General features: G+C 62.7%; 19 protein-coding genes. 9 read left to right on the top strand and 10 right to left on the bottom strand.

Translation table 11 applies throughout. From position 1 onward, the window contains the following. Positions 1–12: 12 nt before the first annotated feature. The 4 genes from GE027_RS05630 to GE027_RS05615 all read right to left on the bottom strand — a co-directional run bounded on the left by GE027_RS05630 (position 13) and on the right by GE027_RS05615 (position 4,981). On the bottom strand, positions 13–1,308 hold the full coding sequence (locus GE027_RS05630) for a PstA family ABC transporter permease (RefSeq protein ID WP_153556199.1): 1,296 nt from the start codon (positions 1,306–1,308) through the stop codon (positions 13–15). Beyond that, positions 1,305–2,264 carry a phosphate ABC transporter permease subunit PstC gene (gene pstC, locus GE027_RS05625; protein ID WP_237607314.1) on the bottom strand — a complete coding sequence of 320 codons (960 nt, stop codon included), beginning with the start codon at positions 2,262–2,264 and terminating at the stop codon, positions 1,305–1,307. Before pstC ends, GE027_RS05630 begins: the two co-directional genes overlap by 4 nt. 7 nt (positions 2,265–2,271) lie before the next feature. Further along, complete coding sequence (locus GE027_RS05620; RefSeq protein ID WP_153556198.1) at positions 2,272–3,327, bottom strand: PstS family phosphate ABC transporter substrate-binding protein; 1,056 nt, start codon at positions 3,325–3,327, stop codon at positions 2,272–2,274. Positions 3,328–3,595: 268 nt separating this feature from the next. After that, positions 3,596–4,981 carry a sensor histidine kinase gene (locus GE027_RS05615; RefSeq protein WP_153556197.1) on the bottom strand — a complete coding sequence of 462 codons (1,386 nt, stop codon included), beginning with the start codon at positions 4,979–4,981 and terminating at the stop codon, positions 3,596–3,598. 198 nt (positions 4,982–5,179) lie between these two features. On the opposite strand from GE027_RS05615, the gene GE027_RS05610 reads away from it, so the two are divergent. Together GE027_RS05610 and GE027_RS05605 are read left to right on the top strand one after the other, a co-directional pair. Further along, complete coding sequence (locus GE027_RS05610) at positions 5,180–6,376, top strand: nucleoside monophosphate kinase (protein ID WP_153556196.1); 1,197 nt, start codon at positions 5,180–5,182, stop codon at positions 6,374–6,376. 64 nt (positions 6,377–6,440) lie between these two features. Further along, positions 6,441–7,343 (top strand): sugar phosphate isomerase/epimerase family protein, encoded by a 903-nt coding sequence (locus GE027_RS05605; protein ID WP_153556195.1) that lies wholly within the window; start codon positions 6,441–6,443, stop codon positions 7,341–7,343. A 106-nt stretch (positions 7,344–7,449) separates the two neighbouring features. Here the strand turns inward: GE027_RS05605 and sucD are convergent, their stop codons facing one another. Then, positions 7,450–8,328 carry a succinate--CoA ligase subunit alpha gene (gene sucD / locus GE027_RS05600; RefSeq protein ID WP_153556194.1) on the bottom strand — a complete coding sequence of 293 codons (879 nt, stop codon included), beginning with the start codon at positions 8,326–8,328 and terminating at the stop codon, positions 7,450–7,452. 109 nt (positions 8,329–8,437) lie between these two features. Beyond that, on the bottom strand, positions 8,438–9,622 hold the full coding sequence (gene sucC / locus GE027_RS05595; RefSeq protein ID WP_153556193.1) for an ADP-forming succinate--CoA ligase subunit beta: 1,185 nt from the start codon (positions 9,620–9,622) through the stop codon (positions 8,438–8,440). A 256-nt stretch (positions 9,623–9,878) separates the two neighbouring features. Here sucC and GE027_RS05590 point away from each other — a divergent pair, with 256 nt between their 5' ends. From GE027_RS05590 to GE027_RS05580, 3 genes are all read left to right on the top strand, one after another. Beyond that, entirely contained in the window at positions 9,879–10,067 is a 189-nt protein-coding gene (locus tag GE027_RS05590; protein WP_153556192.1) for a hypothetical protein, read from the top strand. A gap of 277 nt (positions 10,068–10,344) precedes the next feature. Beyond that, positions 10,345–11,733: a hypothetical protein gene (locus GE027_RS23890; protein WP_237607313.1), complete on the top strand. Its 1,389-nt coding sequence runs from the start codon at positions 10,345–10,347 to the stop codon at positions 11,731–11,733. Positions 11,734–12,144: 411 nt separating this feature from the next. Next, the gene (locus GE027_RS05580) at positions 12,145–15,564 is read left to right on the top strand and encodes a PVC-type heme-binding CxxCH protein (RefSeq protein ID WP_237607310.1); all 3,420 of its coding nucleotides are present in this window, start codon (positions 12,145–12,147) and stop codon (positions 15,562–15,564) included. A gap of 410 nt (positions 15,565–15,974) precedes the next feature. On the opposite strand, the gene GE027_RS05575 is transcribed toward GE027_RS05580, so the two are convergent. After that, complete coding sequence (locus GE027_RS05575) at positions 15,975–17,381, bottom strand: undecaprenyl-phosphate glucose phosphotransferase (RefSeq protein ID WP_153556191.1); 1,407 nt, start codon at positions 17,379–17,381, stop codon at positions 15,975–15,977. A gap of 98 nt (positions 17,382–17,479) precedes the next feature. Beyond that, on the bottom strand, positions 17,480–18,406 hold the full coding sequence (nadC, locus tag GE027_RS05570) for a carboxylating nicotinate-nucleotide diphosphorylase (protein ID WP_153556190.1): 927 nt from the start codon (positions 18,404–18,406) through the stop codon (positions 17,480–17,482). A 131-nt stretch (positions 18,407–18,537) separates the two neighbouring features. Between nadC and GE027_RS05565 the strand changes: the two genes are divergently transcribed. Next, positions 18,538–18,924, top strand: coding sequence for a ComEA family DNA-binding protein (locus tag GE027_RS05565; protein ID WP_162006590.1), 387 nt, complete (start codon positions 18,538–18,540; stop codon positions 18,922–18,924). 4 nt (positions 18,925–18,928) lie between these two features. Here the strand turns inward: GE027_RS05565 and GE027_RS05560 are convergent, their stop codons facing one another. Beyond that, complete coding sequence (locus GE027_RS05560) at positions 18,929–20,446, bottom strand: sensor histidine kinase (RefSeq protein ID WP_153556188.1); 1,518 nt, start codon at positions 20,444–20,446, stop codon at positions 18,929–18,931. 295 nt (positions 20,447–20,741) lie between these two features. Between GE027_RS05560 and tnpA the strand changes: the two genes are divergently transcribed. Then, the gene (gene tnpA / locus GE027_RS05555; RefSeq protein WP_153556187.1) at positions 20,742–21,194 is read left to right on the top strand and encodes an IS200/IS605 family transposase; all 453 of its coding nucleotides are present in this window, start codon (positions 20,742–20,744) and stop codon (positions 21,192–21,194) included. Between the two features lie 530 nt (positions 21,195–21,724). On the opposite strand, the gene GE027_RS23020 is transcribed toward tnpA, so the two are convergent. Then, positions 21,725–22,063: a hypothetical protein gene (locus GE027_RS23020; protein ID WP_202617335.1), complete on the bottom strand. Its 339-nt coding sequence runs from the start codon at positions 22,061–22,063 to the stop codon at positions 21,725–21,727. A gap of 208 nt (positions 22,064–22,271) precedes the next feature. On the opposite strand from GE027_RS23020, the gene GE027_RS05545 reads away from it, so the two are divergent. Beyond that, a complete protein-coding gene (locus tag GE027_RS05545) occupies positions 22,272–23,759 on the top strand; it encodes a sugar ABC transporter ATP-binding protein (protein WP_237607308.1) in 1,488 nt (495 codons plus the stop codon). Beyond that, the gene (locus GE027_RS05540; protein WP_153556185.1) at positions 23,760–25,085 is read left to right on the top strand and encodes an ABC transporter permease; all 1,326 of its coding nucleotides are present in this window, start codon (positions 23,760–23,762) and stop codon (positions 25,083–25,085) included. The last annotated feature ends 58 nt before the right edge of the window (positions 25,086–25,143 follow it).

Here is a 25,143-nt window from a genome sequence, read left to right as displayed (position 1 = left end):
GGGCGTTCTGCACTAGGTTTGGCGGAGACGTTGTCGCAGGTAGATCGCCAGGGAATTGACCAACAACAGGATCACCAACAACACGATGATCGCGGCGGCCGCCAGTTCCTGGTAAACCTGCTGTTGGCGTCCTGCCCAGTTATAGATCAAGACGGGCATCGTCACCGCGTCGTCCATCAAGTGTTGGGGCCCGGAGTTCTTGGCGATCGCCGCGCCCAACACCACCAGGATCGGCGCCGCTTCGCCGATCGCGCGGCCCATCGATAGGATCGATCCGGTCAAGATCCCGGGCAGGGCCGCCGGCAGGCACACATTCCGCGTCGTCTGCCAAGTGGTCGCGCCCAGCCCCAGCGACGCTTCCCGCATCGACGGAGGCACGCCGCGAAGCGCCTCCTGCGAAGCGATGATCACCACCGGCAGGATCACCAACGCCAGGGTCAGCCCGGCCGCTAGAAAACTGCGGCCCAGGGGCAGCCGAAAGTAGTACCAATCTTTCTGCGAGTAACGTCCGCCGGTGGCCCCTTCGCGCACCGTCCGTCGCCGCAGCTCCGGTTCGGTGGGTTTCTCGGTGCCCGGTTTCCACAGCGATAACGTGACCCGTTCGCCCGAAGGCAACATCGCTTCAACCGGTTCGGTCACCGTGATCGTCGCCTGCTGTAGATCCTGCTGCGGTATCAACACGACTTCGCCGCGCTGCAGGGTCAAGACTTGGTAGTAGTGACGCACACCCGCCAGCTCCAAACCGGCCGACTCGTTGACCGTGATCTGCCCGAACACATTGAACATGTACACGAACACGGACAGGCCCAGCAGCCCGTAGACGATCGACGGCACGCCCGCCAGATTGGAGATATTCAATTGCACAAATCCGTGCAGGCCCCGCATCGCCTTGTACAGGCCCGTGCAGACCCCGTCCCAACGTCGCTGCCCCAGCGGGATCCACCGCCGCAGAACTCGCAGCTCCGGACGGCGAGGCTTGAACTCTTCCAGGAATACGGCCGTTCCAACACCCAGGGGCAGGGCAACCAAGGCACACACGCCGCACACAAACAACGTCCCCACAATCGCCGGCCACATCCCGGCCTGCTCGGGATGCAATTCGCTGTGCGCATTGGTCAACAGGTCGACCGACAGTCGCGAACCGCCCTGAACCGAAATCGAAATCAGCAGCACCGCCAGGACCAGCACGCTCAGCATCGCAATCGCGATGCACAACAGGTAGAACCAGCGGCTGATTAATTTGCGACGACCAGCCTTGGCGGCTTGATCGTTTGCATCATCTCGCTGCAGCGCGGCAGGCATCGTCATTGATAGGACTCCCGGTAACGCCGACGTACCATTTGTCCCACGACGGTCATCGCAAACGTGATCACGAACAACGCCATCGCAACGCCGTACAGGCTGTAATACTGCACCGTCCCGAACTCGCTCTCGCTCTTGATCATCTCGACGATAAAACCGGTCATCGTCTGGGACTGCTCACGCGGGTCCAGCGTCGCTGTGGCTCGCGTTCCCGCCGCCAGGGCCACGACCATCGTCTCGCCGATCGCTCGGCTGAAGGCCAGCAAAAAGGCCGACACGATGCCCGAAAGCGCCGCCGGCACCACGACTTTGGTAGCCGTTTCAAACGGTGTACATCCCAGCCCGTAGGCGCCTTCCCGCAGCGACGTCGGAACCGCTTGCAAAGCGTCCTCCGACAGGCTGCAGACCATCGGCAGACACAGGATGCCGACGGCGATCCCAGCACTGGTGGCGTTGAAGGTGTCGAACGAACCACCGCTGATCCACTGCAGCCCCGGACTGATCACCAATATCGCGAAGAACCCCAGCACGACCGTCGGGATTCCGGCAATGACTTCCAATGTCGGTTTCAAAAGACTGCGAACCCGCCGCGAAGCAAATTCGCTCAGATAGATCGCGGTCATCAAGCCCAGCGGCAACGCGATCACCATCGCGATCACGGTCACCCGCAACGTTCCCGATAACAACGGCCAGATCCCGAAGCGAGCGTCTTCGATCTCTTTCGCCTGCAAAGCTGTCCAGCGCCCACCGCTAAAGAACTCGCCGAACTCAACGTATTCGCTGGCGAAGAAATGCCAGCTCTGCGTTACCAACATCACCAGGATGCCGACGGTGATCAACAACGTTGCCACGGCGCACGAGCCGAGTCCCACGAGGACGAGGCGTTCGGAAACACTCGCCCAGGCGGTCGACTTGAATCGGCGTTTGGTCAGCGCCGTCGGTTGTGTAATGGTTCCCGTCATGGCGTTGCTAGGAGCTGACCAGGTTGTCTTCGGTAAAGATCTCGGTCACCGAGCCACTGCGGCTGTTTCCCTGGGCGTCCACAAAGTGCGTTCCGGTTTTGACGGCTTCGAAATTCTCGATGGCGCGCGACAGCACCGGCTCGGGTAAGCGTACGTAGCCGACCCTCTCGGCGGTTTCAGGTGCCTTTTCCAGGAAGTATTCGACAAAGGTTTGCACCTGGGCCTTGTTCAGAGATTCGGCGTTGACATAGATGAACAGAGGCCGGCTGAACGGAGCGTACTGACCCGAGGCGATGGTTTCTTTGTTGGGAACGATCGCCTCGTTCAACTCTGGATTGACCACCGGCACCGGACGCAGTTTGTCCTGGTTCTCTTCGTAGTAAGCCACGCCGAAGAAGCCGATCGAATCCTTGTTGCCGGCCACCCCCTGAACCAGCACGTTGTCGTCCTCGTTCAGCGTCATGTCCTCACGCAACTGCCGCTTGTCCTCTTTGGCCAAGACTTCGTGAAAGTAGTCGTAGGTTCCCGAGCCGACGCCGGGGGCAAAGATTTTGATTTCGCGGTCCGGCCAGGACGGATCCACGTCGCTCCATTTGTCGACGCCACCGCCGGCGACGAAAATCTGTTTCAGCTGGTCGATAGTCAGTTGCTCGACCCAGTCGTTATCCGGATGAACGACCAACGTCAGGCCGTCATACGCAATCGGCAGTTCCACGAACGCAACGCCTCCTTCTCGACACGCCGCCACCTCGCCCGGTTTGATCGGCCGCGAGGCGTCGGAGATATCGATGGTCTTCTCCGCAAATTCGTTGAAGCCGTTGCCCGTGCCGGCACCGCCGACCGTGATATCGACGTTGGGAAACTCAGCGTCGAATTGTTCCTTGACCGCGTTGGCGATCGGCAACACGGTGCTGCTGCCGTTGATCTTGATTTCGCCCGTCAGACTGGACTCGCCGCTGGCGGGGCTGGTTGCCTCGCCCGGAGTGCTGGAGGAGTCGCAACCGCCCAGCAGGAGACTCAGCATCGCGATGCAAAGGGCGGTTCGGGTCCGGTAGATATTCATCGAGTCACGTTACCTGTGGGAAAGCGAACACGAAGCAGAAGGAAGCGGGTGATATCCGGAATTGTAAACCTCTATCGGCGGATCCCGAATTGTCACCACAGCACCGGCAGGCCGACGCCGGCGACTAACACAAGCCGTTACGCGGCAAGCACTTATGAACCACACAGCCGCGAATCACCGCCGGAAAACTCGGTGAAGTTATCGTTAAGAACGAGTGTTGCCTTTCGCTCCGCCGAAAGTAGCCCCCGCTCCAACCAACAACCAACAACTATCCCTCAACCCGTGGCAGGGTGACGGTGAAACAGCTGCCACGGCCCAACGTGCTGGTCACCGTCACGCTGCCTCCGAAGGCCTGCGTCAGGTGCTTGACGATCGACAGGCCCAACCCCGTGCTGATCATCGACCGCTCCCGGGCTCGGTCCGCTCGGAAGAAGCGTTCGAAGACGCGTGACAGATGCTCCTGGGCGATCCCAATACCGGTGTCGGTCACTTCGATCACCGCCTCTTCGCCACGGGCTTGCAACCGCACCTCGATCTCGCCGCCGGTCGGTGTGTACTTGATGGCATTGCTCAGCAGGTTATCCAGAATCGTGCGGATACCATCTTCATCGGCCATCACCGTGGCCTCCGCCTGAACGTCGACCGTCAGGCGGACACCTTTGTGACCGGCCGCGTCACGATGGACCTTCAGGGTCGCTTCGAGGACTTCCGCCAGCGGAAGCGCAACGAAATGGAATACCTCCTGTCCCGATTCGACCCGAGCGATCTGCAGGATATCCTGAATCAACTGATGCAGCCGTTCGGCTTGTTCTTCGATCCGGCCCACGAAGTCCAGGTTGTTGGCTTGATCGTTGATGGCCCCCAGTCGCAGCGTTTCGGTGTAAGCCAGAATGGCTGCCAGCGGTGTTTTCAACTCGTGGGACACATTGGCCACGAATTCATGCCGCAGGTTTTCCAGCCGCCGCAGTTCGGTAACGTCATGCAGCACCGCCACGGCACCTTGGGGCGGGTCCCCGGGCAGACAGGATGCCCGCACGCTGAGCGTTCGCACCGGAGTGGTCGTGGTTTGGATCTCTCGGCGCTGGACGCGGCCCGTCGCCAGACAGTTGCGCAGCGACTCGCCCAACGACCAATTGCGAGAGGCTTCCAGGAACGGCCGTCCCTCGGCGTCGCCGGCGACGAAATGCACCATCGTGCGGCTGGCCCGGTTGACCAACAGCACCCGTTCGTCGCGGTCGATCGCCACCACCCCATCGCCCATGCTGTTCAGCACCGCCGACAAACGATTGAATTCGGCTTGCAGGTCCTGCTGTCGATCACTTACCCCCTGCCGCATGGCTTGATGCGTTTCGGCCAGCCGAGAAAACGGATACCCGAGCGTCGTTGTGACCTGTGAAGCCGACTGGTCCCGCATCAATCGCTCGTTGTCTCGGATCACATCGTCGACTAGTTTCAGAACCGGCGTCAGTGCACGCTGGATCCCAATCAGACCGATGGCCAGCGAGGCCAGAACCGCGATCACCAGGGCCGCCCACGTCGACCAGCCAAACGTCGATGATCCGCTCATCATCAGCAGCAGGAGCACTCCCAAGGGGAGCGCGTGTCCCAGCCAAAGCATGCGGCGAATCCGCACCAATAATTCGATCGGGACCATGCACCACACGCCAGCTTCAGGAACTTTTGAGCTTTGGTTCTCGGAAAAAGCCTACCCCGGCCGCAGCGTCCTCGGTAGCCAGGCTGCGAAGCGGGCTGCAAATACGGTATAGTCGCAGCACGCTCCGGCGTACCAATGATTTGCTTCGCCGCTTCGCTGCTTCGTTGCCCCGCCCGCCTTCACCGCTTGCCGATATCGATGACTGAGAACCAGCCCCAACCCACCGACAGCGCCGACCTGGAAATCAAGGATGCCCAGCTGATCTTCAAGTCGGTGTGGGAGCGGCTGGAGGAAGAGATCGGTCACGAAAACCTGCGGTTTCCCAAAGAATTGATTCTGCTGGGCGGTGCTCCGGGGGCCGGCAAGGGAACCCATACGCGGTTCGTCATGAAGGCTCGCGGCCTGACCTGCCCACCGATCGTGATCAGCGACTTGTTGGTCACGCCGGAAGCGACCGCGACCAAGGACGCCGGCGGGATGGTGGGCGACAAGGAGGTGGTGGGGATCTTGCTGCGCAAATTGCTGGACGAGGAGTTTCGCGACGGAGCGGTCCTGGACGGGTTTCCTCGCACCCGCGTCCAGGTGGAATGCTTGAAGTTGTTGGTCGACCGCATCGACCAGTTGTACACCGAGTTCGCCGAAACACCGCTGGCCATCAATTTCCGCCGGCCCACCATCCACGCAATGGTCCTGTTCGTCACCGAAAAGACCAGTATCGAACGGCAACTGCAGCGCGGCCAACAAATCGCCGCTCATAACCGAGAAGTCGAAGAGACGGGCGTCGGCACGCCGCTGCCACTGCGCACGACCGACTTGAGCGAAGAGGCCGCGCGGCGGCGGTATCGCGTTTTCAAAGAGAAAACCTGGGATGCCCTGCAGTCGTTGAAGGAAATCTATCACTATCACTTCGTCAACGCCGAAGGGCCGATCAGTCAGGTCGAGGAGAACATCCTCAAGGAGCTGCAGTACCAGAGTTCGCTGGAGCTGGATCCGCGAACCTACGACCGGCTGCAGCCGTTGCCGCTGGCCGAAGAGATTGGCATCCACGCCCGGCAGTTGCTGGTCAAGCGGCTGGACGGTTACGAGCTGGAACACACCGAGATGTTCATCCGCTGTGTGAACGTGATCCAGGATAAGTTCATGCCGATCATCAAACGACACGCCCTCTCCGGCCGGGCGCACGTCAACAGCGAGGACGCGCTGTTCCAAGACCCGCTGGCGTTATCGATGTTGATCGACATCTTTGCCGAACGCGGTTACCACGCCGTGGTGGACAAGCACATCCAAGAGATCCCGGTGCGAGTCGACCTGAAAACCGGCGAGATCCATCGCAAAGAGAAGACCGTGTTCCGCGTCCAAATCAATTTCAAAGGCAACCCCATCCGCCGCGGCTGAGCGTTGTTGAAGCCTCGGCTGGGACAGTTAACCGACGTTTGTTTCCTCGTAACGAGTACCCGGCATGCTACGTCCTGACCGCCGCACGTTCCTTTCGCTGTCCGCTGCCATGGCGTTTTCTCCACGTTCGTCTCTATCTGCGGCATCGCCTGCGGAGGTGTTTTGGCCGCAGGCGGCCGTGTCGGCTTATTCTTTGCGATCGCATTTCGCCTGGTCCCGCGGACGAGCTCAGGAGCCGCGCGAGCCCGGCATCGATCTGCAAGGCTTTATCGATTTCTGTGCGGCCCATCGTGCTGCCGCGGAGTTGACCGCTTACTTCTTTCCGCCCGACGTCCGCGACGATCAACTGCTCCAGCTGCGTCGCTACGCCTTTCGGCGCGGGGTGCCGATCTGTGGCACGGCGATCGGCAACCGCTTCGATGAGTACCGCGGGGACGAGCTGGAACAGGACGTTGCCGCGGCCCTGCGGTGGATCGAACGAACCGCCCTGCTGGGCGCCTCGCACATCCGCCTGTTCGCCGGCCGAGCAAAAACGCTGGCCGACCCCCAGCGGTTTGAGGCCAGCGTGGCGGCCGTGCGCCGCTGTGCCCAGCACGCCGGCGAGCGAGGCGTGGTCATCGGCCTGGAGAACCACGGCGGCATCACCGCCGAAACCCTGCTGCGCTTTCTCGATGCCGTCGACAGCCCCTGGGTCGGAATTAATTTGGACACCGGCAACTTCCCCACCGATCCCTACACCCAGCTTCGCCAGTGCGCCGACCGCGCGGTGCACGTGCAGTGGAAAGTGGCCATCCGCAACGAACAGGGCCAGCACGAAGACGCCGATTTCCAGCGGCTGGCCGACATCCTCCGCGAGGTGAACTACGCCGGGTACGTGGCCATGGAATACGAAGCCGGCGGAGACGCCCGACAAGAGACGGCCGCCGCGCTTGAGCGCATGAAGGCGGCCCTGGGTATTGGAGGGTAGTTGTTAGTTGTTAGTTGTTAGTTGTTAGCGTCCTATCAACCAGCAACCAGCAACCAGCAACCATCAACCATCAACCATCAACCATCAACCATCAACCATCAACCAACTAACCCTGCCGGTCGATGGCTTCTTTGACCGCGGCGCCCATGTCGGCCGGGGTGGGGGCGACGACGATGCCGGCGTCTTCCAACGCAGCCACCTTTTCGGTCGCTGTTCCTTTGCCGCCGCTGATAATCGCGCCGGCGTGGCCCATGCGTTTGCCGGGAGGAGCCGTGCGACCGGCGATGAAGGCGGCCACGGGCTTGCTGACGTGTTCTTTCACATACGCCGCCGCTTCCTCTTCGGCACTGCCTCCGATCTCGCCGATCATCAGAATCGCTTCGGTCTGCGGATCGTTCTCGTACAGTTTGAACAGGTCGATGTAGTTGGTCCCGACGATCGGGTCACCGCCCAAACCAACGCAGGTGCTCTGTCCCAGCTTCAAACTGGACGTCTGCCAGACCGCTTCGTAGGTCAGCGTCCCACTGCGACTCATCACTCCCACCTTGCCGGGTTGGTGAATGTAACCGGGCATGATCCCGATCTTGCACTCGCCCGGCGTGATCAATCCGGGGCAGTTGGGGCCGATCAGCACGGCATCGCTGGCCCGGACCTTCTCGTAGACGCGAACCATATCCAGCACGGGCACGCCTTCGGTGATCGCGGCGATGATGCGGATCCCGGCATCGAGGGCTTCGAGAATCGCATCGGCGGCGAACGGCGGGGGGACGAAGATCATCGTCGCATCGGCACCGGTTTCCTGAACCGCTTCTTCGACCGTATCGAATACGGGCAGGCCTTCAGCCGTTTGCCCGCCCTTGCCGGGCGTGACGCCCCCGACCATTTTCGTTCCGTACTCTTTGCATCCGCGAGTGTGGAATCCGCCGGCGCTGCCGGTGATGCCCTGGCAAAGGACGCGAGTTTCACTGTTGACCAAAATACTCATGGCGACCGCTATTGGATGTGTTGCTGGTTGGTTGTGTTGATGGATAGCTGTTTTGAAGCGTCGGCGTCCTGAGGCGCTGGCGCCGACGTCGGAAACGTCGTGGGCGCGATCAAGCGATCGCCGCGACGACTTTCTTGGCCGCGTCGGTCAGGTCGACCGCGGTGATCACGTCGACGTCGCTGTCGGCCAGCATCTGCCGTCCCTCTTCGACTTCGGTGCCTTCGAGTCGCACGACCAAAGGAACGTTGAAGCCGACGGTCTTGCTGGCTTCGATCAGGGCGGTGGCGATCGTGGTGCAGCGAGCGATGCCGCCAAAGATGTTCACCAGCACCGCCTTGCAGTTCGGATCGGCCAACAGAATCCGGAACGCTTCGGTGACCTGTTCGGTATTGGCTCCGCCACCGACGTCCAGAAAGTTCGCCGGTTCGCCGCCGTGGTATTTGATGATGTCCATCGTGCTCATCGCCAACCCGGCTCCGTTGACCAGGCAGGCGATATTGCCGTCCAGTTTGACGTAGCTCAGCCCGCTGTCGGCCGCACGCACTTCCGCCGGGTCCTCTTCGTTCAGGTCTCGCAGCTCGAGCAGTTCCTTGTTGCGGAACAGGGCGTTGTCGTCGAAGGTGATTTTGGCATCCAGGGCCAGCATGCGTCCTTCGCTGTCGATGACCACCGGATTGATCTCGGCCATCGCACAGTCTTTCTCGACGTAGAAGCGACACAGGGCGGCCATAAACTTGCCGGCACTGCGAGCGGCCGGGCCGCTGATGCCCAGCTTCTTGCACAGCTTGCGGACCTGAAAAGCTTCGATGCCGACGGCCGGATCAAAGTGTTCCTTGAGGATTAATTCGGGCGTTTCCTCGGCCACCTTTTCGATTTCCACGCCGCCCTCGGTGCTGACCATCAGGACGGGCCGGGCCGCCGCCCGGTCCAGCACGATGCCCATGTACAGTTCGCGAGCGATGTCACAACCCTGCTCGACAAACACCTGGTTGACGGTCTGGCCTTCGGGACCGGTCTGGATCGTAATCAGCGTCTTGCCCAGCAACGCCGCCGCTGCCGCTTCGGCTTCGTCGGCACTGCGAACCAGCACCACGCCTCTCTGCTCCGGGTTGTCGGCAATATGCCCTTTACCGCGGCCGCCGGCATGGATCTGAGCCTTGACCACTGCCAAGGGCTGGCCCAGTTTCTCAAACGCCTGTTTGGCTTCGGCAGCCGTGCGGGCAACAACCCCTTCCAAGACGGGGACGCCTGCCTCGCGAAACAGTTGCTTGGCCTGAAACTCGTGAATTTTCATCGCAGGGTCTTCTACTAGTACTCGTTCTGGGCGGATTCGACAGGTCGGCCCAAAGTATAGAAGGCAACGCGAGAGGCCGGAAGCATAGGCCCGCCCGGCCCTGAGACCGCCACAAAATCGGTTCCAATTTGTCGCAGCCGATACCGCCGCCTTCCGCCAGCCGTTACAAAAAAGTGTCAGATTTCCGGACTCCAACGGATCCGGTGTATCTTGACGTTTACTCCTCTCATCCACGTACCCCAGGAGGCAATGAACCGTGATTAGCGCCGCGGAATTCCTTGCCGTGTTGGTCCTCGCCATGGCCCTGACCGGCGGCAGTCTCGCTTGGTTCTTCTTCGTCCGTACGAATGACCGCGAACGCCGGGAGCGGGAGCGTCGGCTGGCGGAATGGGACGCCGCTCAGCGACAGGCAGAAACCTCGCCCATATCTTCCTCGAAAGACTGAGCAGGTCGGCAGGCGCCCTCCCGCGATCCGCCACTTCCATGTGGGGAGCACACCCCGCCGTTTATTGTGGCTGGCGGGCGTACTCAAAAAAGCACGAAAAAACTCGCGAAATTCCCAGCTCGCCGACTTGAAATCAGGGAACTTTGTCGTCGCCCCGAGCATCGGAGCTGTATCAATCGACGACGGTTCTTGTGATAATCGTTGCTCGGCCGCCGGTGAAGGGACGAAAAATCACCGCCGGTATCGGAACAGAAAATGTACTTCAGGCGGATCCGGCATGTCTTTGCCCCGCAACGAAATTCAAACGCTGCTCGAGGAGTATCTAGACGATGCTCTGAAGGGTGAGCGTCTGTCGGCACTGGAAGCCGCGATCAAGGATGATCCGTGGGTGGCCGACCAACTGCAGCGGCTGCGTGACGAGCGGGCCCTGCGGCTGCGTGCGATGCGAGAAGATCCGCGCCTGGGCAACGCCCAGCTGCCGCCGCAATTTACGCAACGAGTGATGAAAGCCGCCTTGGCTGCCGCCGCGGCCGAGACGGCGAACGAAGCCTCCGAACCGCTGCACGACAGCCGATCGGCGTCGTCCGGCGAACGGCCGACGAACCGAACGGCTTCAGTAGACTCGGCGTCTCGAGTCGCCCGAGCGTTCCAAGGAGATCGCGACCTCCAAGGCGATCGAACCGGCGCGGCCGGATCCGCGCGATTCCGCCGCCGTCGCTGGCTGCGCCCTTTGTCCGGGTCCGTGGGCGTGGCGGCCGCCGTCTTGATCGTCGCAATGCTGATCCCCGGCTCGAATGATCCCGACGAGTTGACTCAGGCCGGCTCCGGGGCGGTGGACCCCGAAAATGTCGACCTGGAAAACCTCGATCCAGAAAACCTCGATCCAAAAAACCTCGATCCAAAAAACCTCGATCCAGAAAACCTTGCTCCAGAAAACCTGGTTCAGGTGATGGAAGAGGTGCCGTTGGCGGATCCTGCCCCCGAGCCCGAACCCAACCGTCTCGAAACCGCCGACCCTGCGCCCGCCGCTTCGTCGGACTCACCACGAATCGCGGCGAACACTCTGGAACAACCGACTCCCTCGCCGCAACCACGAGCGATGGAAACCGACTTACCGGCAACCGCACCGCTGGGCTTCGTGATGGTCTACGAAGTGACGCAGACCCCGGAGGGCGCAGCCAGCCGAGCGGTCCTGGGCGCATTGACCAGTGCTGGCATCGAAGTGGCCGCGCGGCGTGAAGTCAGCGAACAAGTGGTCGGCTACCTGCGCGATGCCAAACTGGTCGCTGCGGAGGATGCGTCGCCGGAGGCCGACCGAGCGGAGATCCTGTACATCGAAGCGTCCGGGAAAGCGTTGGACCAGTTCATGGTCTCGCTGTTCGCCGATACCGATAACGTCGCCCAGCTGCGGTGGAACATGGCGATCGACCCGCCGCTTTCGAAAGCCGTCCAGAACCTGCAACAAGTGCACCCCGCTTCGGTCCAGCATTCCGCAGACGCTTCGACCGCCTGGCCATTGGTCAGCGAACAAGGCGAGCGTGCGGACTTCACGCTCAGCCCGGAACGGCCCCCTCTGATGCCGCTCGAACGTGACGGCTGGAACGGCATGGCTTCGGCCAGCCAAGGACCGGACATCCGCAGCCAGTTGATCCTGCTGATCCGCTAGTGCTGCGTCACTATCTGATCGGCGGGCCTAGCCGTAGCTGAAGTCGCCAGACTTTGGACCTTTTCACCGCCTCGATCCAGTCTTGGGCGAGATCGGCTTCGCGAAAACGGAACCTGGACGAATCGCTAGGACGCCTGCTCATCGGCAGAAGAAGTCTCGCCCACCGCCGGGCAGGATCGCGATTTTGCTCATGACGTCGCGGCAAGGTGCTTTACAATAGACCTCGTGGCATAGGCTTTCCGCCTGTGCAAGTCGCGCGGCCTTTCCGGTCGTGGACCGCGTTCCCTCTCGGCTGGGGACAGCCGAGCTACTATGTTTCCTCTCGGCTGGGGACAGCCGAGCTACTATGTTCCCTCTCGGCTGGAGACGGCCGAGCTACTAGTGTCCCGTACTCGCCAAAAGTCGCTTTCGATGCTGCTGCCCTCTTCTCATACCGCGTCCTTCGCTCGGACGCCTCACCGCTTGCCGCTCGCCCACCGCCTGTCGCCGAGCATGTTGCTATGGACCGCGTTGGCGTATCTGCTGGCAGCGGCCACGACCGCCACAGCGGCCCCGCCCAACGCTCCGGTCGTTGCCGAAGCTTCGGACGAACCGCAGCAGGCCCTGGCTCAGATCCGCTTGCCGGAAACCTGGAACGCGGATTTGTTTGCGGCCGAACCGATGGTCGCCAACATCGTGGCGTTCGACGTCGACAACCGCGGCCGTCTGTTCGTCCTGGAGTCGTTTCGTCAGAACAAAGGCGTCACCGACAACCGCGGACACGACGAGCAGTGGTTGCTGTCGGACCTGTCGGCCAAAACGGTGCAGGACCGCATCGATTACCACAAACGCCTGCTGCCCGATGAGGGTGCTTCCTACACCGAAGAGATCGATCGCGTGCGACGGTTGGTCGACGAGGATGGTGATGGAAAGGCCGACCAGGTGACGACGTTTGCCGAAGGGTTCAATCGGCTGGAGGAAGGCACCCTGGCAGGGGTGCTCGCGCGCGATCAAAGCGTGTACCTGACCTGCATTCCCAAAGTCTGGAAGATGCTGGACAGCGACGATGACGGCAAGGTGGACGAGTCGATCGTAATGTCCGATGGCTACGGCGTGCGAGTGGCGTTTCGCGGCCACGACCTGCACGGCCTGGTCGTCGGTCCCGACGGACGGCTGTACTACAGCATCGGTGACCGCGGCTACCATGTGCTGACGCCCGATGGCCGGCGTCTGTCCAATCCGGCCACCGGAGCGGTGTTTCGCTGTGAACTGGATGGCAGCAACCTGGAAGTGTTCGCCACCGGCATGCGAAACCCTCAGGAGTTGGCGTTCAACGACGTCGGCGACCTGTTCAGCGGCGACAACAACAGCGACAGCGGCGACCGCGCACGCCTGATTCACATCCTCCAGGGCGGCGACACCGGTTGGCGGATGTACTACCAGTACCTGTCCGACCGCGGCCCCTTCAACCGCGAACGGATCTGGGAACCGTTTCATCAGGAGCAACCCGCTTATCTAGTCCCGCCGATCGCCAACTTTGCCGACGGCCCGTCCGGTCTGACGTACTATCCCGGCACCGGTTTCGGCTCGCGGCTGGACGACCATTTTCTGCTGGCCGACTTTCGCGGCACGCCCGGCAACAGCGGTATCCGCTCGTTTCGCCTGGAACCCGATGGCGCGTTTTACAAGCTGGCCGAAGACGAACAATTGATCTGGAGCGTGCTGGCGACCGACGTCCAGTTCGGCCCGGACGGAGCGATCTGGATTTCCGACTGGGTCAACGGCTGGAACGGCGAAGGCAAAGGACGGATGTACCGCGTGACCGATCCCGCCCACGCCGGCAAACCGATCGTTGCCGAAGTCCAGCGACTGCTGGGTGGCGACTGGAACAGCGTCGATACCCAGCAACTGGGCAATTACCTCGGCCACCAGGACCGCCGCATTCGACTGGAAGCCCAGTGGCAATTGGCCGCTCGCGCCGAGTTGCCGCTGTTGTTGGACGTGGCTCAGGATGCCACGGCTTCGCGGCTGGCTCGCTTGCATGCGATCTGGGGTGCCGACCAAATCGTCCGTCGGCAGGCCGACGGGTCGGAGAGCCGAACCGCAGCGGTACAGACGATCGCGTCGCTGCTGACCGATGACGAACCTTTCGTGCAAGCGGCCGCAGCCAAGTTCGTCGGCGACAACGCAGCCGCTGGCAAAGCTGCCCCCGAGGTGCTTGCTCGGCTGCGGCGGCTGCTGCGCGACCAGCACGCTCGCGTTCAGTACTTCGCCGCCATGGCGATCCATGATCTGGGCGATGCCGACGCGGCGGTCGAGATCGTTTCGCTGCTGCAAGCCAACGACAACCGCGATCCGGCGCTGCGGCACGCCGGCATGATGGCCCTGGCCGGCGCCGTTCCAGCAGAGCAGATCGCGCAGTTGAAAGACCATCCCAGCGAGGCGGTTCGCCGCGTCGCGGTGGTGGCCCTGCGTCGCCTGCAGCACCCGTCGATCACCCAGTTCTTGGCCGACCAATCACCGTTGGTCGTGGCCGAAGCGGCGCGTGCCATCCACGACGAACCGATCGGCGTTGGCCTGGAGGCGCTTGCCGAGCTGGCCAAAACGCCCCGCGATAACGACTCGCTGACACGCCGCATTTTGAACGCCAACTACCGCCTGGGCACGCCCGAGGCGGCACGGCGTCTGGCCGTGTTTGCCGAACGTGCCGGGGCTTCCGAGACGATGCGGTTGGAAGCCCTGGCGATGCTGGAGGAGTGGGCCAAACCGGATCTCCGCGACCGCGTCCTCAACGACGTGCGTCCCTTGCCAGAGCGTTCCGGCGACGTGGCTCGCGATGCCCTGCGAGAAGTGATGCCGGGTTTGCTGCGAGCCGGCGAAGCGGTGAAGACCAAAGCCGTGGCCTTGGCCGCGTCGATGGGGCTGGAAGATGTGGTCCCGATCCTGATCCAGCGAATCAATACCAAGGATCTGAAGCCGTCGGCGCGGGCGTCGGCCCTGTTGTCGCTGTCGAAACTCAACGCCGGTCAAGCCGCGGCCGTCGCCCGGCAGTCCCTGCGTAGCAACCAAGCCGCCTTGCGGATGGCGGCACTGGAAGTGCTCGCCAAAACGCAACCCGACCAGGCGGCGCCGTTTTTGCGCAAGGCCACCGAAAGCGAGTCGGTCGAGGAACGCCAACAGGCCTGGGATCTGTTGGCCCGCAGCAGCGACGAATTCGCTCGCGATGTGATCGAAGCCGGGATCCGCAAGTTCCTGGACGGTTCACTGCCGGCCGATACCCAGTTGAACGTCCTCGAAGCCGCCGAAGGCAAGCTGGATGAATCGCTGCGGAGCCGACTGCAAGCGGCCCTGGACCAGCGGACCGAAACCAGCCCGCTGGGCAAGTGGTTGCCGAGCCTGGAAGGTGGGTCGGTCGCGGCCGGCAGAAAGATCTTCACGGGCAAGACCGAAGTCTCCTGCGTCCGGTGTCACAAGATTGGCGGCAGCGGCGGCGACGTGGGTCCGGACCTCAGCGACGTCGGCAAGAAGCGTGATCGCAAGTACTTGCTGGAATCGCTGGTCCTGCCCGATGCGGCCATCGCGGAAGGTTTCGAAACCACCGTGCTGGCCGACGATCTGGGCAATACCTATACCGGCATCGTCCTGAAGGAAACCGACCAGACGATCGAACTGATCAACCCCGAGGGCGACAAAGAGGTGATCGACCAGGAAACGATCGTGGCGAGGAAGAAAGGCAAATCGGCGATGCCCGCCGATATCGTCAACTTCCTCAGTCCCCGCGAAATGCGTGACCTGGTCGCCTACCTGGCGTCGCTGAAGGAAGCCCCCAAAGCCGGCCCCGAAGGCCACTGAGCCCAGAGTCGCCTTTCGCTCCGCCGAAAGTAGCCGAGAGTCGCCTTTCGCTCCGCGAAAGTAGCCCAGAGTCGCCTTTCGCTCCGCCGAAAGTAGCCCAGGACATCCTCAGCAACTTTCGCGGAGCGAAAGGCAACACTGCGCGGAGCGAAAGGCAACACTGCGCGGAGCGAAAGGCAACACGGCTGACCGCAGGTTGCCCTTCGGCACCGGGCTGCCGTCGCGTCCAGCGGCTATCCGCTACTGTCCAAACGCTGGCGAGTTCCGCTACGGGGAATCGGCTAAGCAGGTAGGCAGGAATGATTGGGGGTAATCTTATTAGCCGTTTGGGCGCTAGCCCACGGTTCCAGGCGGTCCACCTTGGCTAACGCCAAAACGGCTGATTTGCCGAAAGACTCCTGCCTACCTGCTTAGTACGCTTCGGGTTGCCGCCAGGCGACCAGCAGGGTCTTGGCCAGGATCTTCAGATCCAGCCACAGCGACCAGCGGCGGATGTACTGGTGATCCAGCTCGATGCGCTGCTGCATTTTATCCAGGGTGTCGGTTTCGCCACGGCTGCCGGACACCTGGGCCAGTCCCGTGATCCCGGGTTTGACTTTGTGCCGCAGCATGTAACCGCGGATCTGACCGCGGTACTGTTCGTTGTGGGCCGTGGCATGCGGACGCGGTCCGACCAGGGACATCGATCCTTCCAGAACGTTGAACAACTGGGGCAGTTCATCCAGGCTGGTTTTGCGGATGAATGCTCCCACGGGCGTGATCCGCGAATCACCCTTGGTGGCCTGTTTAACGACCGCCCCGTCGTCGCAGGAACGCATCGAACGAAACTTCCATACCCGGATCTCGCGGCCGTCCAGCCCGTAACGACGTTGGCGAAAGAAGACCGGTCCGGGCGACGTCCATTTGACGGCGATTGCAATCAGAAACATCGGGATCGCGGCCAAGACCAAAGCGGCCGAAGCCAACACAAAGTCGGCCGCTCGCTTGGTCACGCCATCGACGCCGTACAGCGGGTTTTCAAACACGCTGACCGCCGGCAAGCCGCCCATCTGCGTCCACCGCGAGTGCAACAGTTCGAAAACGAAAAAGTCGGGAACGATGTACACCGATACCGTGGAATTGCTCAACTGATCCAGCAGATAACGGATGCGATTTTCGGCGCGCATCGGCAACGTGATCAGGATGCTATCGATCTGGCCCGCTTGAGCCGCGGCAACCAACGCCGCGAGATTGCCCTCCAGCTCCGCCGGGATCCCCGAACGCTGGGGCAGACGAGCCTCTTGGCGATCGTCATAAAAGCCGACGAAACGCAGTCCCAATCCCGGATCGCTGTGAATATTGTCGGCAGTCTGCATCCCCAGGTCATTCAACCCAGCGATGGCCACTCGGCGGACGCCCACACCGCGTTGTAGCAGCCCGCGCTGGAGGATCCGCGCAGCCATACGGACCAGCGTGATCATGCAGGGTGCGGTGACGAACCAGACGGCCAGAACCGCTCGTGAGAACAGTTCGTTGTAGCGCGTCGCAATGCCTACCAGGGCGAGCGTCAGCACGCACAAGGTCCAGGTCCCCAGCACCACCAGAATCTCCCGGTCGGCCGCTTCGCCACTGAACCGCCGGGTCAACCCGGTCAATTGAGACAGCAACAGAAACACGACCACGGCGATCAGACCCATCGCCAGTCCCAGCTCTCCCAGCACCCCATGGGCCGACCATTTGACGGCGAGCAGCGTCAGTAGGATGCAGCCGGCATCCAGAGCGGGCTGCAGAAAATCCCAAAAGGAACGATCCGCGCGAATGGATTGTGAAGCAGGCATGCAGCGGCTTTGGCACAGTGCGAACAGAAGGAACCGGAACCGAGACGGGGCGGGACAAATTGCCGTCCAGGGTCCCGCCTCATCTGCCCAAACCTAGCTCACGGTTGCTGCTGCCAGTCCAACCCCAGGTCCACCCACACGGCCTGGTGCGTTAAAGCTCCGCTGCTGATGCGTTCCACACCGGTCGCGGCGATCTCGCGGATCGTATCGATCGTGACGTTGCCGCTGGCTTCCAGTTCCACTGTCGGCGCCTGCTGATCGCGAAGCTGGACCGCCGAACGCAACTGCTCCAGGGTGAAATTATCCAGCAGCACGATATCCGGGCCGGCCGGCAATACCTCGGCCAATTGCTCCAGGCAGTCGACTTCGATCTCGACGATCTCCGGGGCGGCGGTCATCTCGGTGCGGCCCTCGGCCCACTGCCGTGCCAGCTCGGTCGCCGCCCGGGGCGACAGTCCCTTGGCCGCTTCGCCGGCCAGGGCCAGATGGTTGTCCTTGATCAGAAACCCGTCGAACAAGCCCGTACGGTGATTGCGTCCACCGCCGCACCCCACGGCGTACTTTTCCAGCCGCCGCCAGCCGGGCGTGGTTTTACGCGTGTCGTAAAGCGCGGCCGAGGTGCCGGCGATCTCCTGGACGTAGCGGCCGGTCAGCGAGGCGACGCCGCACAGTTTGCACAGCACGTTCAAGATCAATCGCTCGCAGGTCAACAGATCGCGAGCGCTACCCTCGAGCCGCAGGATCGGCTGGCCGGCATGCAGCGTGTCGCCGTCGCGAGCCAGCGGTTCGGCCTTGAGGTCCGCCTCCGTTTCATCGAGGATCCAATCCACCGTCACCAGTCCGGCACAAATGCCCGTCTGTCGCGGCACGACTTGACACGCCCCGCGTTGGTCGTTGGCGATCAAGCAAGCCGTCGTCCAGTCGATCGAACGTTCCAGGTCCTCCCGCACCGCCAACCGCACCAACTGGCGGCAATCGTCTTCCATCGCTGCATCGGGCACGACTTTGGCATAATCGCGTTTCATGGTGGTTCCGTCTGCTTCCTTGGTGGCGGTATCGGGTTGTGGTGGCGCCGCGGGCCATCGTTTAATCTTTGCCAAGCGGCATTTAATCTTTGCCAAATGGCATTGTAAAGCAAAACACCGGGATGAAAGGGATGGTGTCCAGCAGTATCGACCAACCGCAAATCCAGCGACTGGTGATCGCCCTCAGCCTCGTGTTGGCGCTGGCCGCGGGACTCTCGTGGTGGTCGGCCCAGCCGCCGCAACAGCAACAGCAAGCGGCACCGCCGGCCGCAGCGGTGCAAGCCGGCGGAGCCGGTAGAGCGGGTGCTGAACCACCGCTGTTGCAAGTCGACATCAATCGTGCCGAATTCGCCGAGCTGTGCTTGTTGCCAAATATCGGCCCGGTGGCTGCCCGGCGGATCGTCGCCGAGCGCAACGCCGGAGGCGAGTACGAGTCGCTGGAGGATGTGGCACAGCGGGTACGCGGCATCGGTCCCAAAACCATCGAACGATGCCGTCCGTATCTGATCGTGCCATAGTCGCTCAGCTGTTCCGGGGCGAACCGGGCAATCGACTTTTCGCGGCTTGATGTTGCAGCCGCCGGCCTTGTTGTCCGACGTGCAACGCCAACCGTCGCAATTCGTCGTCCAGCCGCCGCGTAGCGATCTGTGAGACTGCCGGCAAAGCCCCGCCGCCGCGGACCATCTGATAATCCGCCGCCGGAATCGACGCCGGTGCGACCAGCGAGCCTCGCACCAACAGATCCCGCACGCTGGCCCGGCAGGATCGCGAACCGATAGGCAACTCCAACAGTTCCGTCCAACTCAGCCGAGCGGTGGGCAAGCTGGCCGACCACTGCTTCTTCAGATCGTCGATACGTTGCCGAGCCTGGCGCAGGTCGGCGTCCAACAACAGGACCCAGCGACGTTGGTCGGTGCGAAACGCCAACTCATACAGTTGGGTGCTGTCCTGCAGCCGCTGTTCAACCTGCTCGGCGATCCGGCTGGCCACCGTCTCGCCCAAGCGGATTCCCACGGCCACCGCGCAGTGTCGGTTGCGCGGCGGTGTGCCGTCGGGCAACAATGCCACCATCGCCGCGGTGCGGCCGTGCGAATGCGGCGGTTCGGCGGGCGGCGATGAGGGTGGATCCAGTCGCACGTTCGGCATCGCTTCGGCCGCTGCGGCGGCGCTACGGCGCGGCGTGACCTTGGGCGGCTGGACGAATTGACTGCGCCAACGCACCCAAGCGTCGGCGACCGAAGCGGGTCCGGCCGCCGGCAATTCGAAGGCGACCTGCGTGCCCACGCCGCGGCAACTGGTGATCTCCAGTGTGCTGAAGTGCAGGGCGGCCATCTGGCGGCTGATCGCCAACCCCAGACCGCTGCCGCCGGTGCCGGAGACGCCGCGTTGTGAGAACGCGTCGATCGCCGAGAGGTCCATTCCAGGGCCGTGATCCGCTACGGTGACGCGCAGCATGCCGCTGGCCGCCACCGCCTCGATCCGCACCAGAACCTGTTCGCCGCCCGGCAATACCTGGGCGGCGTTGCCGATCAGGTTCAACAGCAAACGCGATGTTTTCGCCGGATCGGCGTACACCTCTGGCAGCGATTCCGGCCGATCCCATACCAGGCTCAGGTCGCATCGAGCCAGTGCCGGTGTGGCCGTCTGCGTGACCGAACGCACGATCTGCAGCGGATCGACCCAGCGGCGATAGACCTGCGGGGCACCGCTGCGAAGTTGCTCCAGCGACATCATGTCGGCGATCAATTGCTCCATCGCCTCGCACTGCTCGAAGACCCCGTCCAGGCAGCTGCGCTGTTCGGCCGTGATGGGTCCGAGGTAGCCGTCGTTGACCAAGCGTGCCGACTCGCGGATGGCGCACAGCGGGGTGCGCAGATCATGAGCCGTCTCGCTCAGCAGGCGGCTGGCGTGATCCAGTGGCAGGTTGTTGCGATGCGCAGAAGTGACCGTTGCCGCTGTCGCACGCCGGCTGCCCTGGCGTGCCGCCAGAGCGACGCCCGGTCGCGCGGCGGCCTTCGGCTGGCTGGAGTACTGTGACATGCGAACCTCGTTGAAATGCGAAAGCCCCTTGGTCGCTGATCGGTCGCCACCAGTCACAGGCGTGAGCAGCTTCGTCCCCGGCGTGACGTTTTGACAAGGCGACTGATGAGTCGAAGACGCTTTAACGGTCTTGCCGGATGTGCGGACCCGGGGACTCACGTCCCCGGCAAGGGCTGTGCCGCCCTTCGGGCTAAGAGCCAAGCACAGACTGTGTAGAAGGCCGACACAGCCACCATCGGCCGTGGTACGCTGAAGGTTCTCTACTGACGACTTCTTTTCGCAAGGGGCATGCAAGATGTCAACGCACCACTGTCTGCTTTATCACATCGTGTTCAGCGTCAAACATCGCAAACCGCTACTGAGGAAGACAGAACTTCGCACCAGCGTCTGGTCTTATATGGCCGGCGTAGTAAAAAACGTTGAAGGCTTTGCACTGGAAGTGGGTGGCTTCGAAGACCACGCCCACCTACTCGTTCGAATCCCTACCAAGCTAGCCGTCGCGGACTTCGTGAAGAAGGTGAAGTCGAATACCAGCAACCACATCAACAACGTGCAACCGCGTGGTTTCGACTTCCACTGGCAAGACGGTTACGGCGCCTTCACGGTGAGCCAATCTCAGAAAGACCAAGTCGCGCACTACATACAGAACCAAGTAGAGCATCATCGGAAGATGTCCTTCAAGGAGGAATATCTGCGATTCCTCAAGCGTCACGAGGTTGATTATGACCCTGAGCGATTATGGAGTTAACCGCAAGCTGGTCTGCACCTGTGCCGCCCTCCGGGCTGAGCGTTAGAATCGCGCGAACCCGGGGACTCACGTCCCCGGCAGGGGCTGTGCCGCCCTTCGGGCTAAGAGCTCGCGTGCAGGCTGTCCGCCGGACACCAGCGGCAAGCCACGCAGCGGCCTCCAAACAAACCATGCCGCAACATTTCCGCCCGACCGCAGAACCAGCCTGCGTGCAGGCTGTCCGCCGGACACCAGCGGCAAGCCACGCAGCGGCCTCCAAACACTCCAAGCCGCAACAATTCCGCCCGACCGCAGCACCAGCCCGAAGGGCGACACAGCCCCTGCCGACGGTGTCAACCGTCGGTCCGCCCACCCCCGAACAAACAAAAGCCCCGGAGGGGCGACATAGCTGGTCTGCACCTGTGCCGCCCTCCGGGCTGAGCGTTAGAATCGCGCGAACCCGGGGACTCACGTCCCCGGCAAGGGCTGTGCCGCCCTTCGGGCTAAGAGCAACTCGCAGCCCAAACATCCCCAACTCCAACCCACCAACTTCATCCACCAACTCCATCCTCCAACCACAACCACAACCACAACCACAACCACAACCACAACCACAACCACAACCACAACCACAACCACAACCACAACCACAGCCACCTACTCCATCCACCAACCACTTCCACCAGCCACATCCACCAACCACATCCCACCAACCACATCCCACCAACCACTTCCCACCAACCACATCCCACCAACCACATCCCACCAACCACTTCCCACCAACCACTTCCCACCAACCACTTCCCACCAACCACTTCCCACCAACCACTTCCCACCAACCACTTCCCACCAACCACTTCCACCAACCACTTCCCACCAACCACTTCCACCAACCACTTCCACCAACCACTTCCACCAGCCACATCCCACCAGCCACAGCCACCAACTCCATCCCACCAACCCCTTCGCCCTCACCCCACGCGGCCTGTTGAAAGCGATTAAAATCTTCGGAACCTTCCGCCGGTGTGGCTTTTCCATTCCTTTGCTCGGCTTTGTTCGATGTCCCGCTCTGCCGATTCCGTCTCCTCGACGCCACGCATGCGTGTTCACTCGGTCTGCAAACGCTTTCCTGGCGTCCAGGCCCTGGCAGACGTTTCGCTGGCGGTCCGCCCCGGCGAAGTGCTGGCGGTGATCGGAGAAAATGGCGCCGGCAAGAGCACGCTGATGAAAATCATGGCCGGCATCCAGCCGCCCGATGAGGGCTCGCTGGAAATGGACGGCCGGCCGGTCGAGTTCACTTCGCCGGCCGAGGCGATCGCCGCCGGTGTGGCTTTGATCCACCAGGAACTGAACCTGGCCGAGAACCTGACGGTCGCCGAAAACATCTTTCTGGGCCGCGAACCCCGGCGTTGGGGATGGCTGCGAAGCGGACCGATGCAGCGCCAGGCGGCCGAGCACCTTCGCAGCGTGGGCCTGGACATCGACCCCGCCACCACGCTGGGCGAGCTGCCGCTGGCGGCGCAGCAATTGGTCGAAATCGCCAAGGCACTCTCGGCCAACGCTTCGCTGGTGATCATGGACGAACCGACCAGCAGCCTCTCGGCACGCGAAACCCAGCGGCTGTTCACCGTCGTCGATCGACTCCGCCGCCAAGGCGTCAGCATCGTCTACATCAGCCACCGCTTGGCCGAAGTTCAGCGGCTGGCCGACCGCGTCGAGGTGCTTCGCGACGGCCGCAACGCGGGCACGTTGTGCGGCGAGGAGATCACTCACGATGCGATGGTCAGCCGCATGGTGGGCCGCGACCTGAACCAATTCTTTCCGCATTCTCCGCACGCAGCCGGCGAGGTGCGGCTGAGCGTACGGGGCTTGGTCGTGGCCACCGCGCCGCAGCACACGATCGATCTGGAAGTTCGCGCCGGCGAGGTCGTGGCTCTGGCCGGACTGGTCGGTGCGGGCCGATCCGAATTGGTCGAAACCATCTTTGGCGTCCGCCCCGCACTCGGCGGCCAGATCACCGTCGACGGCAAGCCCCTGCGCGGCGGCACGGTGGCCGCCAGCATCCGCCACGGTGTGGCACTGGTTCCCGAGGACCGTAAAGCGACCGGCCTGCTGCTCGACTCCAGCGTGCGAGACAACATGACGCTGGCCGCTTTGGGCGACGCCCCTTCGGCCCCCTGGCGATCGCCCACCTGGGAACAACGCGTCACGTCGGAGTTGATCGAGCGGCTGGGCGTGCGCACCGCCACTCAGAATACCCCGGTCGCCACGCTCAGCGGCGGCAACCAACAGAAGGTCGCCCTCGGCAAGTGGCTGCTCCGCGAACCGGCCGTCCTGCTGCTGGACGAACCGACCCGCGGCGTCGACATCGGTGCCAAGCACGAAATCTATGAACTGATCGAATCGCTCTCCGCCGACGGCGTCGCCGTCCTGTTCGTTTCCAGCGAGATGGAAGAGGTGCTGGGCATGGCTGACCGCGCACTGGTCATGCACGAGGGCCGGATCGCTGGCGAGCTGGACCGGTCGGAACTGAGCGAGGAAGCGTTGATGCAACTGGCGGTCGGAACCGCGCGAGAGGACACGTAAATGCGATCTAGAAACCTGGGCATCTTCGTCCTCCTGCTGGCGATCGTGGGCCTGACCACGTGGTTCAACGGCCTGTTCCTCGATCCCGGCAACATCCGCTCGCTGATCCGCGACACCAGCCTGTACGGATTGATTTCGATCGGCGTGGCCTTTGTCATCATCACCGGCGGGATCGACCTGTCGATCGGGTCGCTGATCGCCCTGTCCGGCGTGATCTTCATCACCATTGGCGATTTCCAAAAGTACGAAGTCGACTACCAATCCTCCGTGGCCGCGGTGCAGCCATTCCGCGAACCGGAGCCGGGCGAGCCCGAGCCCCAGACCGTCGTGCGACTCCGCGATCGCCTGCCCACGGTCCGCGCCGGCGACCAATTACAGACCGAGCAGGCCAGCCTGCTGGTCCTGGGCACCGAGCGGATCGAGGGCCAGACCTGGCTGAGGGTGCGCTCTGGCGGCTCGCCGCCGACCATCGGCCAAGCGGTTGCTCTGACGCGTTCGGGTCAGAGCGTGCGGCATGTGATCACGGCGCACCGCAGCCCCTGGACGTGCGGGGCCATCGTGCTGGGGTTCTGCGCGGTGGTGGGTCTGGTGCATGGGTTACTGGTCGCCTGGGGGCGACTGCAACCGTTCGTCGTCACCCTGTGCGGGCTGCTGATTTACCGCGGCATGGCTCGCATCCTTTCCGATGACACGGCCAAGGGGTTTGGTAACGCGATGCTGGAGTTCCGCCAGAGCGTCGGCGGGGCCGCGTTCGAGTTCCCGCTGCCCTTTGCCGGCCGGATCGCGGGCACCAGCACAGCCTGGGTGACCTGGATCGAGTTTCCCTGGACCGGGGTCTTGCTGGCGTTGGTCACCGCGGCAGCCTGGATTTTTCTTTACAAAACCGTCTACGGCCGGCATCTGTTGGCCCTCGGCCAGAACGAACAGGCGGCGCTCTACAGCGGCATTGCCACGCGGCGGCTGACCGTCCTGGCCTACGTCATCTGCTCGACCCTGGCCGGCTTGGCGGGCATCCTGTTCCTGGTCGACTGGACGACGATGGCGCCCAGCACGGCCGGCAACTTCTACGAACTGTACGCGATCGCCGCGGCGGTCCTCGGCGGGTGTTCGCTGCGGGGCGGGCAGGGCGCACTACTGGGCGTGATCGCGGGCGCAGCGGTGATGCGTTGTCTGTACAAATCGATCGATCTGTTGGGGATCGGCAAGGAGTGGGAATTCGTGGTCATCGGAACCGCCTTGTTTGCCGGCGTCGTATTCGACGAAGCCGTCCGCCGCTACTCGGCCCGCAAAAAACTGGCGGCACGAGCCGGCGCGACGTCAGAATAATCGCGGCAAAGACTTGAAAGTGGGCTACTGTTGAGGACCCGAGGAATTGTTTAAAACA

The sequence above is a fragment of the Roseimaritima sediminicola genome, from assembly GCF_009618275.1.
In the GTDB taxonomy this organism is placed as follows: Bacteria; Planctomycetota; Planctomycetia; order Pirellulales; family Pirellulaceae; genus Roseimaritima; species Roseimaritima sediminicola.
Note: the sequence above shows the minus strand (reverse complement) of the source record. Positions and strands in the feature narration are given on the sequence as shown.

What these genes read in the sequence shown, in the direction of transcription:
- GE027_RS05545 (WP_237607308.1), top strand. Translation starts at nt 22,272, where the DNA reads ATGCGTGTTCACTCGGTCTGCAAACGCTTTCCTGGCGTCCAGGCCCTG.
- nadC (WP_153556190.1), bottom strand. Translation starts at nt 18,406, where the DNA reads ATGAAACGCGATTATGCCAAAGTCGTGCCCGATGCAGCGATGGAAGAC.
- GE027_RS05630 (WP_153556199.1), bottom strand. Translation starts at nt 1,308, where the DNA reads ATGACGATGCCTGCCGCGCTGCAGCGAGATGATGCAAACGATCAAGCC.
- GE027_RS05540 (WP_153556185.1), top strand. Translation starts at nt 23,760, where the DNA reads ATGCGATCTAGAAACCTGGGCATCTTCGTCCTCCTGCTGGCGATCGTG.
- GE027_RS05560 (WP_153556188.1), bottom strand. Translation starts at nt 20,446, where the DNA reads ATGTCACAGTACTCCAGCCAGCCGAAGGCCGCCGCGCGACCGGGCGTC.
- sucD (WP_153556194.1), bottom strand. Translation starts at nt 8,328, where the DNA reads ATGAGTATTTTGGTCAACAGTGAAACTCGCGTCCTTTGCCAGGGCATC.
- GE027_RS05575 (WP_153556191.1), bottom strand. Translation starts at nt 17,381, where the DNA reads ATGCCTGCTTCACAATCCATTCGCGCGGATCGTTCCTTTTGGGATTTT.
- GE027_RS05580 (WP_237607310.1), top strand. Translation starts at nt 12,145, where the DNA reads ATGCTGCTGCCCTCTTCTCATACCGCGTCCTTCGCTCGGACGCCTCAC.
- pstC (WP_237607314.1), bottom strand. Translation starts at nt 2,264, where the DNA reads ATGACGGGAACCATTACACAACCGACGGCGCTGACCAAACGCCGATTC.
- sucC (WP_153556193.1), bottom strand. Translation starts at nt 9,622, where the DNA reads ATGAAAATTCACGAGTTTCAGGCCAAGCAACTGTTTCGCGAGGCAGGC.
- GE027_RS05565 (WP_162006590.1), top strand. Translation starts at nt 18,538, where the DNA reads ATGGTGTCCAGCAGTATCGACCAACCGCAAATCCAGCGACTGGTGATC.
- GE027_RS05615 (WP_153556197.1), bottom strand. Translation starts at nt 4,981, where the DNA reads ATGGTCCCGATCGAATTATTGGTGCGGATTCGCCGCATGCTTTGGCTG.
- tnpA (WP_153556187.1), top strand. Translation starts at nt 20,742, where the DNA reads ATGTCAACGCACCACTGTCTGCTTTATCACATCGTGTTCAGCGTCAAA.
- GE027_RS05620 (WP_153556198.1), bottom strand. Translation starts at nt 3,327, where the DNA reads ATGAATATCTACCGGACCCGAACCGCCCTTTGCATCGCGATGCTGAGT.
- GE027_RS05610 (WP_153556196.1), top strand. Translation starts at nt 5,180, where the DNA reads ATGACTGAGAACCAGCCCCAACCCACCGACAGCGCCGACCTGGAAATC.
- GE027_RS05605 (WP_153556195.1), top strand. Translation starts at nt 6,441, where the DNA reads ATGCTACGTCCTGACCGCCGCACGTTCCTTTCGCTGTCCGCTGCCATG.
- GE027_RS23890 (WP_237607313.1), top strand. Translation starts at nt 10,345, where the DNA reads ATGTCTTTGCCCCGCAACGAAATTCAAACGCTGCTCGAGGAGTATCTA.